The following is a 16420-nucleotide window of genomic DNA, read 5'->3' on the forward strand; positions in this document are numbered from 1 at the left end:
CAGTCATCAGTTAACAATCCATAGCTTGTAAAAACTTCGTGCCTTTGCGTGAAACAAAATAGAGTATCTTGTAACCCCTAACTGTTAAAAGGTAACAAAGGTAACAGATATATCAGTTAACAGTAAACAGTTAGCAGTAAACAGTGAACTAACTTGTAACTCGTAACTGCCCTAGGGCGGAGTAACTTGTAACTACTTTAATCAATCTATCAAAGAACTATCAGCTAACAGCTAAAGGCTATCGGCTCTTATTTTATTGATAAACCTCTTCAAAAAAGATAAAATCCTGTGTGTTTGTCCTGATGTTTTGAAAGAATAAAATCTGAATAGCAGATTTTGTTTTTCATAATTTAGTAAATTATGCTAGATTTGCATATACAAAAAATGAAATATGGCAAAATACGGAAGAATCCTCCTGAAGTTAAGCGGTGAATCCCTGATGGGAGGCCAGCAATACGGTATAGATGTTAACCGGCTGAACTCTTATGCCGAGCAGATAAAGTCTGTCGCTGATATGGGTGTCCAGATCAGCATTGTCATAGGAGGAGGGAATATATTCCGCGGACTGAGTGGAGCTTCGAAAGGTTACGACAGGGTGAAAGGCGACCAGATGGGCATGCTTGCAACAGTAATTAATAGCCTGGCATTAAGTTCGGCTTTGGTTGCTATCGGCCAAAAAGCCAGAGTATTGACTGCTATCCGTATGGAGCCTATCGGCGAAATTTACAGCAAGTGGAAAGCAATAGAGTCTATGGAAAACGGCGAAGTCGTTATTTTATCATGTGGCACGGGAAATCCGTTCTTTACTACGGATACGGGTTCATCGTTGCGTGGAATAGAAATTGAAGCCGATGTTATGCTCAAGGGCACACGCGTAGATGGCGTATATACGGCAGATCCGGAGAAAGACCCGTCAGCCGTTAAATTCGAAAGTATCTCATATGACGAAGTTTATTCCCGAGGGCTGAAAGTAATGGATATGACAGCTACCGTGATGTGTAAAGAGAATAACCTGCCTATCGTCGTCTTCGATATGGATACTCCGGGAAATCTGGAGCGGTTGATGAACGGCGAGAATATAGGCACTTATGTGCATGCGTAGTTAGTAGCAAGTTTGCCTCGCCTTCGCTTCGGCGAATGTTATTCTTTCGCCCTGCCGGACAGTTACGAGTTACAAAAGTCTTTAATCCTGAAATATTAAAATCCTGAAATAAATTATGACAGACCTAAAACAAATCGGAAAAAAAGCAGAAGATAAAATGCAGGCTTCTGTAGAGTTTCTTGATGAAACTCTATCCCGTATACGCGCGGGAAAGGCTAATCCTCATATCCTCGACGGGATAAAACTTGAATATTATGGCTCGCTTACTCCACTTAGCGGCGTAGCGGCAATTAATACACCGGATGCGCGGACTATCGTTATTCAGCCATGGGAAAAACAAATGCTGAAAGAGGTTGAAAAAGCTATTCTTAACTCCGATGTGGGCATTACTCCTGATAACAACGGGGAGATCATCCGCCTGTCCATTCCTCCTTTGACCGAAGAACGCCGTAAACAACTGGTAAAGCAAGCCAAACAAGAGGCTGAGGAAGCAAAAGTGAGTATCCGCAATGCGCGCCGAGATGCTATCGATTCAATCAAAAAGTCGGTAAAAGACGGAGTTGCAGAAGATATGGCAAAGGACGCGGAAAATGACATGCAAAAACTTCACGATAGATACATTAAAAAAATAGATGATGTATTTGCCCTGAAAGAAAAAGAAATATTGACAGTATAAAACTGATTATCTTATTATCTAATATGCCAATGTGCCGATGAAGTTCTGCAATTATTCATCATTGGCACATTGGCATATTAATTCATTGGCACATTAAGTATATGAATGGTCTTGTAATAAAGAATACGGGTAGCTGGTATTTGGTCCGCACTGATGACGGGAAGAATATCGAATGTAAGATAAAAGGGAATTTTCGTCTTAAAGGTATACGCAGTACCAATCCCATAGCTGTAGGAGACAGGGTCGGCATTGTTGAAAACAATGAAGGTACAGCCCTGATAACCGAAATAGAAGACCGGAAGAATTATATTATCCGCCGTTCTTCCAATTTGTCGAAGCAGTCGCATATTTTGGCGGCGAATATCGACCTGTGCTTTCTCATCGTTACCATTAATCATCCGGTGACATCTACTGTTTTTATCGACCGTTTTCTGGCATCGGCAGAGGCATACTGTGTTCCCGTGAATCTTATATTCAATAAAACGGATATTTATACCGAAGACGAGACCGCATATATGGAAGCTCTGATCAGCCTATACAACCACATAGGTTATCCGTGCCTCAGGATCTCGGCTTTAGAAAAAGAAGGAATAGAAACTTTACAAGAAAAGATAAAAGGGAAAATAACATTGTTTTCAGGGCACTCGGGCGTTGGAAAATCTACCCTCATCAATACCCTCATTCCTGATACGGGACTAAAGACGGGAGCAATATCAGGTTATCATGGAAAAGGAATGCATACGACCACTTTTTCCGAAATGATAGAATTATCTCAGGGAGGTTTTATCATAGATACTCCCGGTATCAAAGGCTTTGGCACGGTGGATATGGAAAAGGAGGAGATTTTTCATTTCTTCCCCGATATCTTCAGGTTTTCGAAAGACTGCCGTTTTCACAATTGTATCCATATCAATGAGCCCGATTGTGCGGTGAGGGCTGCTGTAGAAAAACATTACATAAGCGAGAGCCGATACAAGTCATATCTGAATATGATGGAAGAGGATGCTGACGGGAAATACAGGAAATAACCTTGCATGTTATAGAATCTGCGCTTCGACAATAACGATTAAATTTAAAAAGTTAATGCCTAAAACTCATATTTTATTATAACTTTGGTGTTATATGCTATTTGTATGCCAATGGAATCAATGGAAGCTGCAGATAATCTGATCCTTATTTTTCAAATCCTGTATGTTGTTACAGCATTGGGAACGATGGTCGTTGTCATCTCGGAAAACAGGAATCCTTTGAAAACTATTTCATGGGTGCTTATTCTGTTGTTGTTACCGTTGGTTGGGCTCGTTATCTATTATTTTTTCGGGGAGGATAGCCGGAAACAGCGTCTGATCTCCCATAAGATGTATAAGAAACTTAATCGCCGTTCTATCGGTCGCAAAGAGTTGCTCGAGACATTGAATCCGCCTGCCGAGCATAGAGGATTGGTAAATCTCTTGAACAGGCTCAAAGGCGCACCTTTATATGGTGGTAGCAATGTCACTTTTTATTCGGATGGAATAGCAAAATTTTATGCTCTATTCGAGGAATTGGAAAAAGCTAAAAAGCATATCCATATCCAATACTATATTTTTCTTGAAGATGAAATAGGGCGTAAAACGCGGGATATTCTTGTGCGTAAAGCGGCAGAAGGGGTGGAGGTACGTCTTATATATGACGATGTAGGGTCGTGGAAGGCCAAGCGCCGCTTCTTTAAGGAAATGCAGGGGCAGGGCATTGAAGTACAGCCTTTCCTGAAAGTAGCGTTTAAATTCCTGACCAGCCGGGTAAACTACCGTAATCACAGGAAAATCGTAGTCATAGACGGTAAAGTGGGATTTGTAGGAGGGATGAATATTGCAGACAGGTATATTTACGGAGTAAGCTTCGGTACCTGGCGCGACAGCCATATAAAAATTGAAGGAAAAGCCGTAGCCGGATTGCAAACATCTTTTCTGATAGACTGGTATTCTTCACGCAAAGAATTTCTGGCTTCCGATGCCTATTATCCAGCATTGGAAAACAAAGGGGATAATCTCATACAATTGGTTACCAGCGGTCCCGTGGGCCCGTTTAAAGATATACATCTCGGTATTTTGCAGGCAATATCCACCGCCAAGGAATGTGTATATATTCAAACACCATACTTTGTACCTACCGACGCATTATTACTGGCTATCCAGATGGCTTCGATGCGGGGGGTGGATGTAAGGTTGATGCTTCCCCGCCATTCGGATACTACATTTGTACATATTGCATCGATGTCATATTTAAAAGATGTGCTGGACGCAAAAGTAAGTGTGTTTTTCTATGAAGCCGGATTTTTGCATTCGAAGTTAATGGTAATCGACAGCTCCCTGACAATAACAGGTTCGGCAAATATGGATGTGCGGAGTTTCGAACATAATTTTGAAATAGATGCATTTATTTACAATGAAGGCACATGCAATGCTGCAAAAGAAATATTCTTCCGCGACATGGAAAAATCCTCGTTATTATCTGCCGAAGAGTGGGAAAAAAGATCGAGATTTGAGAAATTTAAAGAATCCGTTATGCGGTTGTTTTCACCTTTATTATGACCCGTTCCTCCGATTAAATATTATAAGAAAGCAATGAGTAAAAGACGGTTTTTCCATTATCTGATATATTTTATTCCGCTAATAGCCAATGCTCAGAAAATAAGTATATTATTGCCGCAACAGGCCAATAAGGAGTATGTATTTGTTCTGAGTAAGGGGATACAGCAAGATACTATTCAAAAAGGCATACTTCCCTTTACAGGAGATGTGATAATTAACATACCGGAAAGAGAAAAAGATTATGCGGGTATGGGATCGTTGCAAATAAAGGATGCAAGAGCCTTTAATATGATTGTTAATCACGAAGATTTTAGCGTGACACAAGCCGCAGATCAGAAATACATATTCAAAGATTCCCGTGAAAATGAATATTTATATTCTGTTATACAAGAAGGAGCCCGACCGCCCAAGGATACAACACTCTATGCTTCATCTTTTATCGAACTGGTGCGTTATATGCAGCAATTAAATAAACTGACCTCTCAGGGCGGAAGCCTTATGGAAAAAGCTAATGCCCGTTTGTTTGCGTTAAATCAACTTGATATGGATAAGCTTTATACCAGTGGTATATGGTATAATGTTGTAGACGGATTGGTGAAACTAACCGCTGACCAACAATTGATGGCAGAGGATATGTTTCGTTTAATGAAGCGGATAAACTCACAAGAGATCTTTGAGCATTTCGCAAACAATTTGATTGTTATTACCGAGCAATACGGGTGGGATGACGCATTCGGTATTATTGTGCCGTATATAGAAGAATCAGGCAGAATAGCTATTCCGCAAGGAAGGCTATTCGATGCTTTCGCTTTGGCAAAAGTGCGCAAGGGAACATTAGCACCGGATCTGGATGGGCTAACACCTTTGTTGGGGGAGTCTGGTTATAGACGGACTCTCTTGGTATTCTACCAGCCGGATTGTGAAAACTGCCATGTTCAGATAGACCGGTTGATCAGTGATTATCCGAAACTAAAAGAACAAAACGTACGGATAGTTTCGATATCTTCTGATACCAGTAAAGATACATTTGCCGGAGATGTAAAGCGTTTTCCGTGGTCCGATTCTGACAAGTTGTGTGATTACAAAGGATTTGCCGGTGGCAACTTTGTCAAATATGGAATAATGGGCACTCCTGCGTTCTTTCTCCTGGATGAGAAAGGCTTGGTCATAAAACGTTATGCTTTAGTCACTGATATTGATTTCAGTACCAATGTAAAAGAAGAAAAATGAAGTGTTTTTGCCAAAATAAAGATATTTTTATTTGAATTAGTTAAAAAAACTATATCTTTGTGACTTGTATGTTCTGTTTGGAAAAACAGACTTGATTTGTAGAGTTAAAGAATAATTATTGAAAATAAATCTTAATAAGGTGTTTATTAAGTGAATTTTATGAGCAAAAAAGTTGCACTCATCACAGGCGTTACAGGACAAGATGGAGCATATCTATCTGAATATTTGATAAAAAAGGGCTATACGGTTCATGGTATTAAAAGAAGATCGTCCTTGTTTAATACGGAGCGTATAGATCATTTGTATCAGGACCCTCATGATGAAAATCGAAATATGATACTTCATTACGGAGATATGACAGATAGTATGAATCTGACCCGTATTATAGGAGATGTCCAACCAGATGAAATCTATAACCTTGCGGCAATGAGTCATGTAAAGGTTAGTTTTGATACCCCCGAGTATACAGCAAATGCTGACGGTATCGGTACTCTTCGAGTATTAGAGGCTGTCCGATTGTTAAATTTGACCGGTAAAACCAGGATATATCAGGCGTCAACATCTGAATTATATGGATTGGTGCAGGAAATACCGCAAAAAGAGACTACGCCATTCTATCCCAGAAGCCCTTATGCTGTAGCCAAACTGTATGGATACTGGATTACAGTAAACTACAGAGAGGCATATGGAATGCATGCAAGCAATGGTATTCTGTTTAATCATGAATCACCACTGAGAGGGGAGACTTTTGTGACGAGAAAGGTTACCCGTGCTGTATCTCGTATAGCTCTCGGCCTTCAGAAGAGAGTATATATGGGGAATCTGTCCAGTAAGAGAGACTGGGGCCACGCCAAAGATTATATAAAAGCGATGTATCTTATTCTTCAGCAGGATACTCCTGATGATTATGTAATTTCTACCGGAGTAACAACCACAATCCGTGACTTTATAAAAATGTCGTTTTCGGAATTAGGAGTTGAAGTAGACTTTAAAGGAGAAAATGAAAATGAAGAAGGCTATATTGTTAATGTAAATGACGATGCTTTCTCAAAAACAGTTGGAGAAGAATATCTGTCTTCTTTTAAGAAAAGAATAGGAGATATCGTGGTCGGAGTAGATCCGGCATATTTCCGTCCCACAGAAGTTGAAATACTGATTGGAGATAATACCAAAGCCAGAACCAAGTTGGGATGGGAACCTACTTATGATCTCAGAGCTCTCTGTGAGGATATGGTAAGACATGATATTGAATTGATGAAGAAAGAAGAGTTCTTGAAAAATGGAGGCTATCGGATTTTGAATTACTTTGAGTAAGGAGAAAGGTTGTATAATAAATGATAGAAAAAGACGCTAAAATATATATAGCCGGGCATAGAGGGTTAGTCGGTTCAGCTATCCTCCGGAATCTGAAAGAGAAGGGATACTGTAATTTTATCTTAAAAACCCATGCCGAACTTGATCTAACCAGTCAAGAAGCAGTTGCCGATTTTTTTGCAAAGGAAAAGCCTGAATACGTCTTTTTAGCAGCGGCTAAAGTTGGTGGTATTGTGGCTAATAATACATATCGTGGGCAGTTCATATATGAAAATCTGATGATTCAGAACAATGTTATTCATCAATCATATGTGAATAATGTAAAAAAATTAGTATTTTTGGGTAGTTCATGTATTTATCCGAAGGAAGCACCTCAGCCTATGGCTGAAAATGCGTTGCTGACAGGCCCCTTGGAATATACAAATGAACCATATGCTATAGCGAAAATTGCTGGATTGAAAATGTGTGAAAGCTATAATATTCAGTATAATACCAATTTTATAGCTGTAATGCCTACTAATCTGTACGGACCGAATGATAACTTTAATTTGGAAACATCGCATGTTTTACCTGCGATGATTCGTAAAATTCATTTAGGGAAGTGTCTTGAAACGAATGATTGGCATGCCATAAGGAAGGACTTTGATATACGTCCTATAGAAGATATAACAGGCCGGTCTTCAGAAAAAGAGATTCTTGATATGATGAATAAATATGGTATTAAAAAAGTTGGAAATAGTGTGCAGGTCGAATTATGGGGTTCAGGAAAACCAATGCGGGAGTTTCTATGGAGCGATGAAATGGCTGACGCAACAGTTTTTGTAATGGAATCTGTAAACTTTTTAGACTTAATTAGTGTTATAGAAGGTAAAGAAATACGAAATACGCATATTAATATAGGCACAGGCACTGAGATATCAATAAAAGATGTGGCAAATACTATAAAGAGGATCGTTGATTTTTCAGGGGAACTATGGTTTAATATAGAAAAGCCTGACGGAACTATGAGGAAGTTGTCTGATGTATCTAAATTGAATTCATTAGGGTGGAGACATAAAATTGAAATAGAGGAAGGTTTAAACCGGATGTATTCATGGTATAATAAATATATAGTAGATTAAAATAATAGTGTTTAATTATAATTTAAAAGATTGATTATGAAAAAAGTAAGTTTACTTTTAGTTTTAGTTTTTGCGGCTATTACTATTTCTGCTCAAGAGAGTGGATTTAGCACAAAAGCTGGCCGTAAAGCGACTTTTGCGCGTAACGGTTTTTGGGACAATTGGTTTATCGGACTTGGTGCTGGAGCTAATTTTGTACAAGGCGATAACAACAAAGATGCAGATTTTCTGAATCGTCTTACAGTTGCTCCAACTATTCAGGTTGGTAAATGGTACAACCCTTATATTGGAGGCCGTTTGAAATTCCAGGGAGGTTCTTTGCACAATTTCCAAAACAATGCTACTGACATGATCCATAACAAATATTTCGGTGTAGAAGCTGATGTTATGTGGGATGTTACTAACTATTTAGGTAGGTACAACGAGAAACGTGTTTATAGCCTTATACCTTATGTAGGTATCGGTGGAGCAATCGGTTGGGACTACAAATTGGATGACAAAACACATCCAGGTGGAAAACAAAGAAACTTCACTATCAATGGTGGTATCATCAACAAATTCAAATTCTCGAACAGAGTAGCTTTGGATATCGATTTGTCTGCTATGTTGCTTAAAGAAGCTTTCAACCACGGGGGGGCAAACTCTTATGATGGTTTGGTGGCTGCTTCTGCCAGCTTGGTATTCAAAGTAGGTAAGAAAACTGATTTCTCTGAAGCTTTATTGATGGATCAAGGTCTTATCGATGACTTGAATGGTCAGATCAACAAACTTCGTCAGGAAAACGACAGACTTCGTAACCAACCTGCGAAAGAAGTTATCAAAGAAGTTGTTAAGGATTGCCCTAAATGTCCGGAAGCAACTAAAGGTTCATTCGTGTCTAACGTAGTGTTCTTCCGTTTGGGTAGCGCTAATATCGACAAGAACCAAGAAGTTAGCATCTTTAACACAGCTAAATATCTTCAAGATAATCCTAGCGCTAAAGTTAAAGTTGTAGGTTATGCAGACAAGAAAACAGGTACTCCTTCTATCAATGAAAAACTTTCTGAAAAACGTGCTAAGAATGTAGCAAACGAGTTGATCAAGAAATACAACATCGATAGCAACCGTGTAACTGTAGAATGGAAAGGTGACACAGTACAACCATATGCTGAAAATGCATGGAACCGTGTTGCAATTTTCGTAGCTCAATAATCTGAGTCAGAAATATAGAAAAAGAGAGTAGGATTCCTACTCTCTTTTTTTGTTATGTATTTTCTGATATAGAATAATTAAAGGCGAAACGATGCCTCCTATAAATAGGAGACTGTACGTTAAGTTATATATACAGACAGTCTCGTTATTTCTCTATCTGCAGAAAATAATGAGACCCGGACTATAATATTAGCCGGGTCTTATTATTTCTATAATTAAAGATAAATCTTATCTTTTTATTTTACAGTCTCGGTTTCAGTATCTGCTTTCTCCTCTACTACTTCCTCCTCTTTCTCGAAGTCGATATTTGCATTAATAAGGATATTATACCATCCTATTATCTTCTTGATATCGGTTGGATACACACGGTCCCTGTCAAAGTCAGGAAGTATCTCAAGAAAGTATTTCTTCAATTCCTCCGGTTTTGCACTGGTGTTGATAGAAGCTTTCTCTCCGTTTTCCTTTTGTTTGATGGATGCCAGAATGCCTTTTAACGGGGCGTCATCAGTTTCGGTATAGATAGATATATCTCCAAGGGATACAACTTTGTCCCGTGCATGAATCGGCATTTTCTTGCCATCTACCAATGACTCGACAATGACCATATTCTTTGCACTCGAAATAAGTTTATACAACCCCGGTTTACCGGAAACGGATAAGATTGTCTTTAACATAACAATTTGGTTTAGTTTAATATTATAGTTCTATTCTTTTCAGTTAAGCGACAAAAATAATGCTAAAGCTATTAATATCCATATTTACTGTATGGAAAAATATCAAAGTATTTCTTAAAATATTAAAATACAGGGTATTTACTTTCAGAATATCTTTTTATATACATGGCAATAAGGTTTTGTCCCCTTATGCTCATAATATTGCTGATGATAATCCTCTGCTTTCCAGAATGTAGACAGCGGTTTTAGCATAGTGGCAACCTTATATCCTTTACCCTCCAGTATTTCTATATACTTCTCCGCTATTTCTTTTTCATTCTCGTCCGTATAGAATATGCAAGAGAGATATTGCGGGCCTATGTCGGGACCCTGGCCATTTGTTTGGGTAAAGTCATGCGTTTCGAAGAATAACTTCACTAAGTCTTCATAAGTGGTTTTAGACGTGTCATATTCCACTTCGGTCGTCTCCAGATGTCCTGTATTCTTCTGGCAAACCTGCTCATAACTCGGGTGGTCTACATGCCCCCCCATAAAGCCCACAGATGTATGTGCTACACCTTTGGCCTTCATAAAATAATACTCTGTGCCCCAAAAACAACCTGAGGCGAAATAAGCCTTCTTAATCATTTTATTTTCTTCCGGAATAAATTTTAGAGAAATAGAATTAACGCAATGTCTTGTTTCTTTGGCTGTGAACCCCTCATTGAGGAACACATGCCCGAGATGTGCCCCGCAATTGTTGCATATAATCTCGGTACGCATCCCGTCAGCATCAGGAACACGTTTTACCGCCCCTTTTATTTCATCATCGAAAGAAGGCCATCCGCAATGCGAATCGAACTTATCTGATGAATTATATAATGGGGTATTACATCTTTTGCAGACATATACGCCTTTCCGTTTATTATTTATGTATTCACCTGTATATGGCGCTTCAGTCCCTTTGTGGAGAATTACACGTTCTTCCTCGGCTGTTAGTTTATTGTAATTCATATTTTCATTATTTATTTTGTTTTGGCTCCGGACGCATGATATCCCCATCAGGGCTATGCATAATAAGTATATCAACCGTTTCATATCTATTCTTTCTTTTTATAATAACTACGGAAAGCAAATAGCTTTCTTCTTTTCAAATACGATAGATCATACATCTGGGAATAAGCTTCCCGTTCGAATGAAATATTTTCATATGCTCTTAACCTGTTTTTATATTGTATCAATCTGATGAGCCATTCAAGTATATAGCATAGATAAAATAAAAAGATCAGCATCTCCAGCATTTGCCGGGTGTGAATCCGTTCATGATTCTTTTCTGCCTCACTCAGTGAACCATAGTCCTCGCGTACAATAATTAGCCCGAGCAGATTAATTGCGCCGAAGTCTTTTGGTGGAAAACGTTTACTATATATCATTCTCATCTTGGTTTTGTCCAACAAAAATATCTTCGAAAGCAAATGTTCACAAGTTTTTTGAGGCAAATTTTGTTAAAGGCTATATTTTGAATAACTTTCGCTCTCTTTAAAACAAATCAGTATGGAATTAGTTTATGCCTCTATTATACTAGTACTGGCGATTGTGCTTATCCTTTTTATGCAGAAAGGAAATAAGCAGCGTGAACAGGAATTGAAGAATGAGATCAACCGTTTGTCGGCAGATAAAGATGCCATACAAAAAGAGCAAATGGAGAAAATCCGCGAAATAGCCGAAACAAGGGCTTTGTTACAATCGAAGGATGAACAGCTGCGGCTTCAACAGGAAGAGCTGCTCAATACCCGTGCTCAACTAAATAAGGATTTCCAGATACTGGCCAATCAGATACTGGAAGAGAAAACGCTTCGCTTTACGGATATGAACAGGTCGAATATGGAAGCTATCCTGAAGCCTCTGAATGAAAAGCTTGTAGAGTTTAGGGTGAAAGTAGAGGAAACCTATGATAAAGAATCCAAGCAGCGTTTTTCTCTGGAAGAGCGTATCCGGGAACTTGTCGCCCTTAACAATCAGATAAGCGAAGATGCCAATAATCTGACTAAGGCCTTGAAGGGCAATAACAAAATACAGGGAAACTGGGGTGAGATGATTCTCGAATCTATTCTTGAAAAGTCCGGACTGAAAAAAGGAGAAGAGTATTTTACCCAGGAATTCATTGTGGATGAGAATGGCAGCCGCGTCCGAAATGCACAGGACAAGTATATGCAACCTGATGTTGTTGTGATGTATCCGGGAGGACGGAAGATAATTATAGATTCAAAGGTGTCCCTGAGCGCTTATGTCAAGTATGTGGAGGCAGGGTCCGACGATATTAAGCTGATAGCGGAAAAAGAGCATGTGATATCCATTAAGCAACATATAGACGAACTGAGCCAGAAATCTTATCAGGACTATGTAGAGTCACTCGATTTTGTAATGATGTTTATTCCTAACGAACCTGCATATATTCTGGCAATGCAGCTCGATTCTACTCTTTGGGATTATGCCTACCGCAAGCGTATCCTGCTGATTAGCCCGACTAATCTGATTGCGTCATTGAAGGTTGTTTCCGACTTGTGGAAACGGGAGTATCAGAGCCGTAATGCCATTGAAATTGCCAAGCGGGGCGCTGCTCTCTATGATAAATTTGCAGGCTTTGTGGATACCCTTCAGGATGTAGGTAAGAATATAGAGCGTTCCCAAAAATCGTATGATAAAGCTTTTTCCCAGTTAAAAGAAGGTAATGGAAATCTGATGCGCCAGGCAGAAATGCTTAAAGAATTGGGAGTTAAGGCGCAAAAAGAACTTCCGGATAGTAATATATAGTTAAATATTGCTAATTTTTGAAAGAAAAACACCAAAACATGTTTTATAACATAAAAATCGATTATCTTTGTACTGTGTTTTTCATGGTATTAGATTTAAGGTTAACAATGAAGATTGGTTGTCGGGATGACAACCTTTTCTTTTTTATAGAAGATCCTAAATCTATCTGCAAATTGCTTATAAGTGAAAAGTTGACAAACCTGACACTTTTTACTCTTTTTTATCTGTTATCTTTTCCCAAATCATTTTAGATTCTGTAATTAGATGTCAAAGAACCTTTGATATATAGATAAAGAATTCCGAAAATAATAACTGTCCGTATTTTATAGGATGTATCTATAATTCCGGATAGTAAATGGATTGGCATGTGCAAGAAAGCGCAGTCCTTAATTCGTATTAATGTAAAGAAATAACTATCTTTGCGCCAATAAAAATCGCAATAAAAACCCGGTTATGGAATACAATTTTAAAGAGATTGAAAAACGTTGGCACCAGTATTGGATCGACCACAAAACTTACAAAGTAACGGAAGATAAGAACAAACCAAAATATTATGTACTCGATATGTTTCCTTATCCGTCAGGAGCAGGCTTGCATGTCGGCCATCCACTGGGCTATATCGCCTCTGATATTTTCTCCCGATACAAACGTTTGAAAGGCTTCAATGTCCTTCATCCGATGGGCTATGATGCCTATGGGCTTCCTGCCGAGCAATATGCCATCCAGACAGGTCAGCATCCGGCTGTTACTACAGCGCAGAATATAAACCGCTATCGGGAACAACTGGATAAGATAGGCTTCTCCTTCGACTGGAGCCGTGAAATTCAGACATGCGATCCCAGGTATTATAAGTGGACGCAATGGGCATTTATCCAGATGTTCAACAGCTATTATTGCTATGATGAAGATCAGGCCCGTCCGATCGCTGAACTGATCGCTGCCTTTGAACAAGTGGGCACGAATGGCCTGAACATAGCTTGCAGTGAAGAATTGCAATTTACCGCGGATGAATGGAAAGCATATTCCGACGAGAAAAAACAAGAAATATTACTTAACTACCGCATAGCATATCGCAGCGAAACCAAAGTAAACTGGTGTCAGGCTTTAGGTACTGTATTGGCTAACGATGAGGTTATCAACGGATTGTCGGAGCGTGGCGGATATCCTGTAGAGCAACGTTTGATGCGCCAGTGGAGCTTGCGTGTATCGGCTTATGCTCAACGCCTGCTTGATGGTTTGGACAAGATAGACTGGAGTGAATCCATCAAGGAAACCCAGCGCAACTGGATTGGACGGAGCGAAGGAGCAGAGATCCACCTCCCCCTGGCCCCCTCCAAAAGAGGGGGGAGCGCTACACCACCCAATTACACTACAAATAAATTGGATTGGAATACAAATATAGATAACGCGCGTAAAAACCGTAAGGAGTCTACAGTGGCTGAAAATGCCTTATGGCAGATGTTGCGGAATAAAAACATCGGATATAAATTTAGAAGACAGCATCTCATAGACCGCTTTATTGTAGATTTTGTTTGTTTCGAAAAGTCTGTAATCGTAGAAGTAGATGGGAAATATCATGAAAGTGATGAACAAATGCAGGCTGACCAGCAAAGAACCGATATTTTGAAAAGTCTTGGATATGAAGTTCTTCGCTTCTCTAATGAAGAAGTTATTGGTAATATCGAAGAAGTTTTGCAGAAGATAAAATCGTATTGCGACGCCCAAGTCCCCTCTTTTGGAGGGGATTTAGGGGAGGTGGCTATCTTCACCACCCGTGCCGATACGATTTTCGGGGTTACCTTTATGGTGCTTGCTCCTGAGAGCGATTATGTATCTCAGGTCACCAAGCCGGAACAAAAAGCAGAAGTTGACGCTTATATTCAGGCTACAAAACGCCGTACAGAACGTGACCGCCTGATGGATAAAAAGGTATCCGGCGTATTTACTGGATCATATGCTATAAATCCGCTGAACGGCAAAGAAATTCCTATCTGGATATCGGATTATGTACTTGCCGGATACGGAACGGGCGCTATTATGGCAGTACCCGGACACGATAGCCGTGACCATGCTTTTGCGAAGCATTTTGGATTACCTATCATTCCGTTGATAGAAGGTTGTGATGTATCGGAAGAAAGTTTCGATGCCAAAGAGGGTATCATGATGAATTCCGGTTTCCTGGATGGCCTGACTGTAAAAGAAGCTATCGAAAAAGCCCGTGAATATATCAAAGAACATAAGCTGGGACGTATAAAAGTAAATTATCGTTTACGCGATGCTATTTTCTCACGTCAGCGTTATTGGGGGGAACCATTCCCTGTTTATTATAAAAACGGCTTGCCATACATGCTTCCAATAGATAAGTTGCCTTTGGAATTGCCGGAAGTGGATAAGTATCTGCCGACCGAAACGGGTGAACCACCGTTAGGACGCGCCACAAAATGGGCTTGGGATACAGTAAACAATGTGGTGGTAGAGACATCGAAAATAGATAACAAGACTATATTCCCGCTTGAGTTGAATACCATGCCGGGCTTTGCCGGTTCGTCCGCCTATTATCTGCAATATATGGACCCATATAATGCGAAGGAATTGGTATCGAAAGAAAAAGATGAATACTGGCGCAATGTCGACTTGTATATCGGGGGAACCGAGCATGCTACAGGCCACCTTATATACAGCCGTTTCTGGGATAAGTTCCTATATGATATAGAAGTTTCGTGTGAAGAAGAGCCGTTCAAAAAACTTATCAATCAGGGAATGATACAGGGACGTAGCAACTATGTTTATCGTATAAACGGGACAAATAAATTTGTGTCCTATAATCTGAAAGATCAGTATGAAGTACAGGAACTTCATGTAGATGTCAACATCGTTAGTAATGATATCTTAGATTTGGAAGCATTCAAAAAATGGAGGCCGGAATATGAAACAGCGGAGTTCATTCTCGAGGATGGCAAATATATTTGTGGCTGGGCTGTAGAGAAGATGTCCAAATCATATCATAATGTCGTTAATCCGGATGATATTGCTGAAAAATATGGTGCAGATACCCTTCGCATGTATGAGATGTTTTTAGGACCGTTAGAGCAATCCAAACCTTGGGATACAAACGGTATTGACGGGGTGCACCGTTTCTTGCGCAAAACATGGAATCTGTTTTACAAAGGAGATGATTTTGTGGTAACGGACGGAGAACCGACAAAGGAAGAATTAAAATCATTGCATAAGCTGATAAAGAAAGTTTCGGGCGATATAGAGACATTCTCATTCAATACATCTGTTGCCGCCTTTATGATCTGTGTAAATGAACTGACTGCCGCGAAATGTAGCAAGAGAGCGGTTTTACAAGAGTTTCTTGTCGTTCTTGCGCCATTTGCGCCGTTTGTTGCGGAGGAACTTTGGCGTGCTCTAGGTAACACAACTACTATCTTCGATGCCGAATGGCCGGCATTTAAAGAAGAATATCTGGCAGAAGATTCGTTCCGTTATGGGGTGGCGTTCAATGGTAAAGTACGTTTCGATATAGAATTCCCGGCCGACGCGGTTCAGGCTGATGTAGAAGAAACCGTATTGAAGCATGAACTTGCAAAAAAATGGCTTGAGGGTAAAACTCCTAAGAAAATCATTTTTGTACCTAAGAAAATGATTAACGTTGTGTTGTAAAGAGAAATGAATGCTTTCAGAAATATAAGTAGAAGAAAGCATTTTATGATATGTTTTTTTAGTCTAATTACTTGTTGTAT

General features: G+C 39.5%; 13 protein-coding genes. 10 read left to right on the forward strand and 3 right to left on the reverse strand.

Annotation, left to right across the window (positions count from 1 at the left end):
- Nucleotides 1-391: 391 nt before the first annotated feature.
- The 8 genes from pyrH (at nt 392) to ACYQ3L_RS09605 (ending at nt 9207) form a co-directional block, all read left to right on the forward strand.
- A complete protein-coding gene (gene pyrH, locus ACYQ3L_RS09570; protein WP_379995851.1) occupies nt 392-1102 on the forward strand; it encodes a UMP kinase in 711 nt (236 codons plus the stop codon).
- Nucleotides 1103-1217: 115 nt separating this feature from the next.
- The gene (frr, locus tag ACYQ3L_RS09575; protein ID WP_379995849.1) at nt 1218-1778 is read left to right on the forward strand and encodes a ribosome recycling factor; all 561 of its coding nucleotides are present in this window, start codon (nt 1218-1220) and stop codon (nt 1776-1778) included.
- A gap of 101 nt (nt 1779-1879) precedes the next feature.
- On the forward strand, nt 1880-2806 hold the full coding sequence (gene rsgA / locus ACYQ3L_RS09580; protein WP_379995847.1) for a ribosome small subunit-dependent GTPase A: 927 nt from the start codon (nt 1880-1882) through the stop codon (nt 2804-2806).
- Between the two features lie 111 nt (nt 2807-2917).
- Nucleotides 2918-4351 carry a cardiolipin synthase gene (gene cls / locus ACYQ3L_RS09585; protein WP_379995917.1) on the forward strand — a complete coding sequence of 478 codons (1434 nt, stop codon included), beginning with the start codon at nt 2918-2920 and terminating at the stop codon, nt 4349-4351.
- A 33-nt stretch (nt 4352-4384) separates the two neighbouring features.
- Nucleotides 4385-5581: a peroxiredoxin family protein gene (locus ACYQ3L_RS09590; protein ID WP_379995845.1), complete on the forward strand. Its 1197-nt coding sequence runs from the start codon at nt 4385-4387 to the stop codon at nt 5579-5581.
- Nucleotides 5582-5740: 159 nt separating this feature from the next.
- Entirely contained in the window at nt 5741-6895 is a 1155-nt protein-coding gene (gmd, locus tag ACYQ3L_RS09595; protein WP_379995842.1) for a GDP-mannose 4,6-dehydratase, read from the forward strand.
- A 23-nt stretch (nt 6896-6918) separates the two neighbouring features.
- Nucleotides 6919-8016 (forward strand): GDP-L-fucose synthase family protein, encoded by a 1098-nt coding sequence (locus tag ACYQ3L_RS09600; RefSeq protein ID WP_379995915.1) that lies wholly within the window; start codon nt 6919-6921, stop codon nt 8014-8016.
- A 36-nt stretch (nt 8017-8052) separates the two neighbouring features.
- Nucleotides 8053-9207 carry an OmpA family protein gene (locus ACYQ3L_RS09605; protein WP_379995840.1) on the forward strand — a complete coding sequence of 385 codons (1155 nt, stop codon included), beginning with the start codon at nt 8053-8055 and terminating at the stop codon, nt 9205-9207.
- A gap of 236 nt (nt 9208-9443) precedes the next feature.
- Here the strand turns inward: ACYQ3L_RS09605 and ACYQ3L_RS09610 are convergent, their stop codons facing one another.
- The 3 genes from ACYQ3L_RS09610 to ACYQ3L_RS09620 all read right to left on the reverse strand — a co-directional run bounded on the left by ACYQ3L_RS09610 (nt 9444) and on the right by ACYQ3L_RS09620 (nt 11299).
- Nucleotides 9444-9881, reverse strand: coding sequence for a DUF5606 family protein (locus ACYQ3L_RS09610; RefSeq protein ID WP_291107792.1), 438 nt, complete (start codon nt 9879-9881; stop codon nt 9444-9446).
- A gap of 144 nt (nt 9882-10025) precedes the next feature.
- Nucleotides 10026-10958, reverse strand: a complete 933-nt coding sequence (locus tag ACYQ3L_RS09615; RefSeq protein ID WP_379995838.1) for a bifunctional methionine sulfoxide reductase B/A protein — start codon at nt 10956-10958, stop codon at nt 10026-10028.
- Nucleotides 10959-10960: 2 nt separating this feature from the next.
- On the reverse strand, nt 10961-11299 hold the full coding sequence (locus ACYQ3L_RS09620) for a hypothetical protein (RefSeq protein WP_379995836.1): 339 nt from the start codon (nt 11297-11299) through the stop codon (nt 10961-10963).
- A gap of 115 nt (nt 11300-11414) precedes the next feature.
- On the opposite strand from ACYQ3L_RS09620, the gene ACYQ3L_RS09625 reads away from it, so the two are divergent.
- The gene (locus ACYQ3L_RS09625) at nt 11415-12674 is read left to right on the forward strand and encodes a DNA recombination protein RmuC (protein ID WP_379995834.1); all 1260 of its coding nucleotides are present in this window, start codon (nt 11415-11417) and stop codon (nt 12672-12674) included.
- Nucleotides 12675-13127: 453 nt separating this feature from the next.
- On the forward strand, nt 13128-16340 hold the full coding sequence (leuS, locus tag ACYQ3L_RS09630) for a leucine--tRNA ligase (RefSeq protein ID WP_379995832.1): 3213 nt from the start codon (nt 13128-13130) through the stop codon (nt 16338-16340).
- Nucleotides 16341-16420: the final 80 nt, after the last annotated feature.

The organism is Dysgonomonas termitidis (assembly GCF_054657735.1).

Coding starts and splice junctions, on each gene's coding strand:
- pyrH (WP_379995851.1), top strand. CDS start 392: ATGGCAAAATACGGAAGAATCCTCCTGAAGTTAAGCGGTGAATCCCTG.
- frr (WP_379995849.1), top strand. CDS start 1,218: ATGACAGACCTAAAACAAATCGGAAAAAAAGCAGAAGATAAAATGCAG.
- rsgA (WP_379995847.1), top strand. CDS start 1,880: ATGAATGGTCTTGTAATAAAGAATACGGGTAGCTGGTATTTGGTCCGC.
- cls (WP_379995917.1), top strand. CDS start 2,918: ATGGAATCAATGGAAGCTGCAGATAATCTGATCCTTATTTTTCAAATC.
- ACYQ3L_RS09590 (WP_379995845.1), top strand. CDS start 4,385: ATGAGTAAAAGACGGTTTTTCCATTATCTGATATATTTTATTCCGCTA.
- gmd (WP_379995842.1), top strand. CDS start 5,741: ATGAGCAAAAAAGTTGCACTCATCACAGGCGTTACAGGACAAGATGGA.
- ACYQ3L_RS09605 (WP_379995840.1), top strand. CDS start 8,053: ATGAAAAAAGTAAGTTTACTTTTAGTTTTAGTTTTTGCGGCTATTACT.
- ACYQ3L_RS09610 (WP_291107792.1), bottom strand. CDS start 9,881: ATGTTAAAGACAATCTTATCCGTTTCCGGTAAACCGGGGTTGTATAAA.
- ACYQ3L_RS09615 (WP_379995838.1), bottom strand. CDS start 10,958: ATGAAACGGTTGATATACTTATTATGCATAGCCCTGATGGGGATATCA.
- ACYQ3L_RS09620 (WP_379995836.1), bottom strand. CDS start 11,299: ATGAGAATGATATATAGTAAACGTTTTCCACCAAAAGACTTCGGCGCA.
- ACYQ3L_RS09625 (WP_379995834.1), top strand. CDS start 11,415: ATGGAATTAGTTTATGCCTCTATTATACTAGTACTGGCGATTGTGCTT.
- leuS (WP_379995832.1), top strand. CDS start 13,128: ATGGAATACAATTTTAAAGAGATTGAAAAACGTTGGCACCAGTATTGG.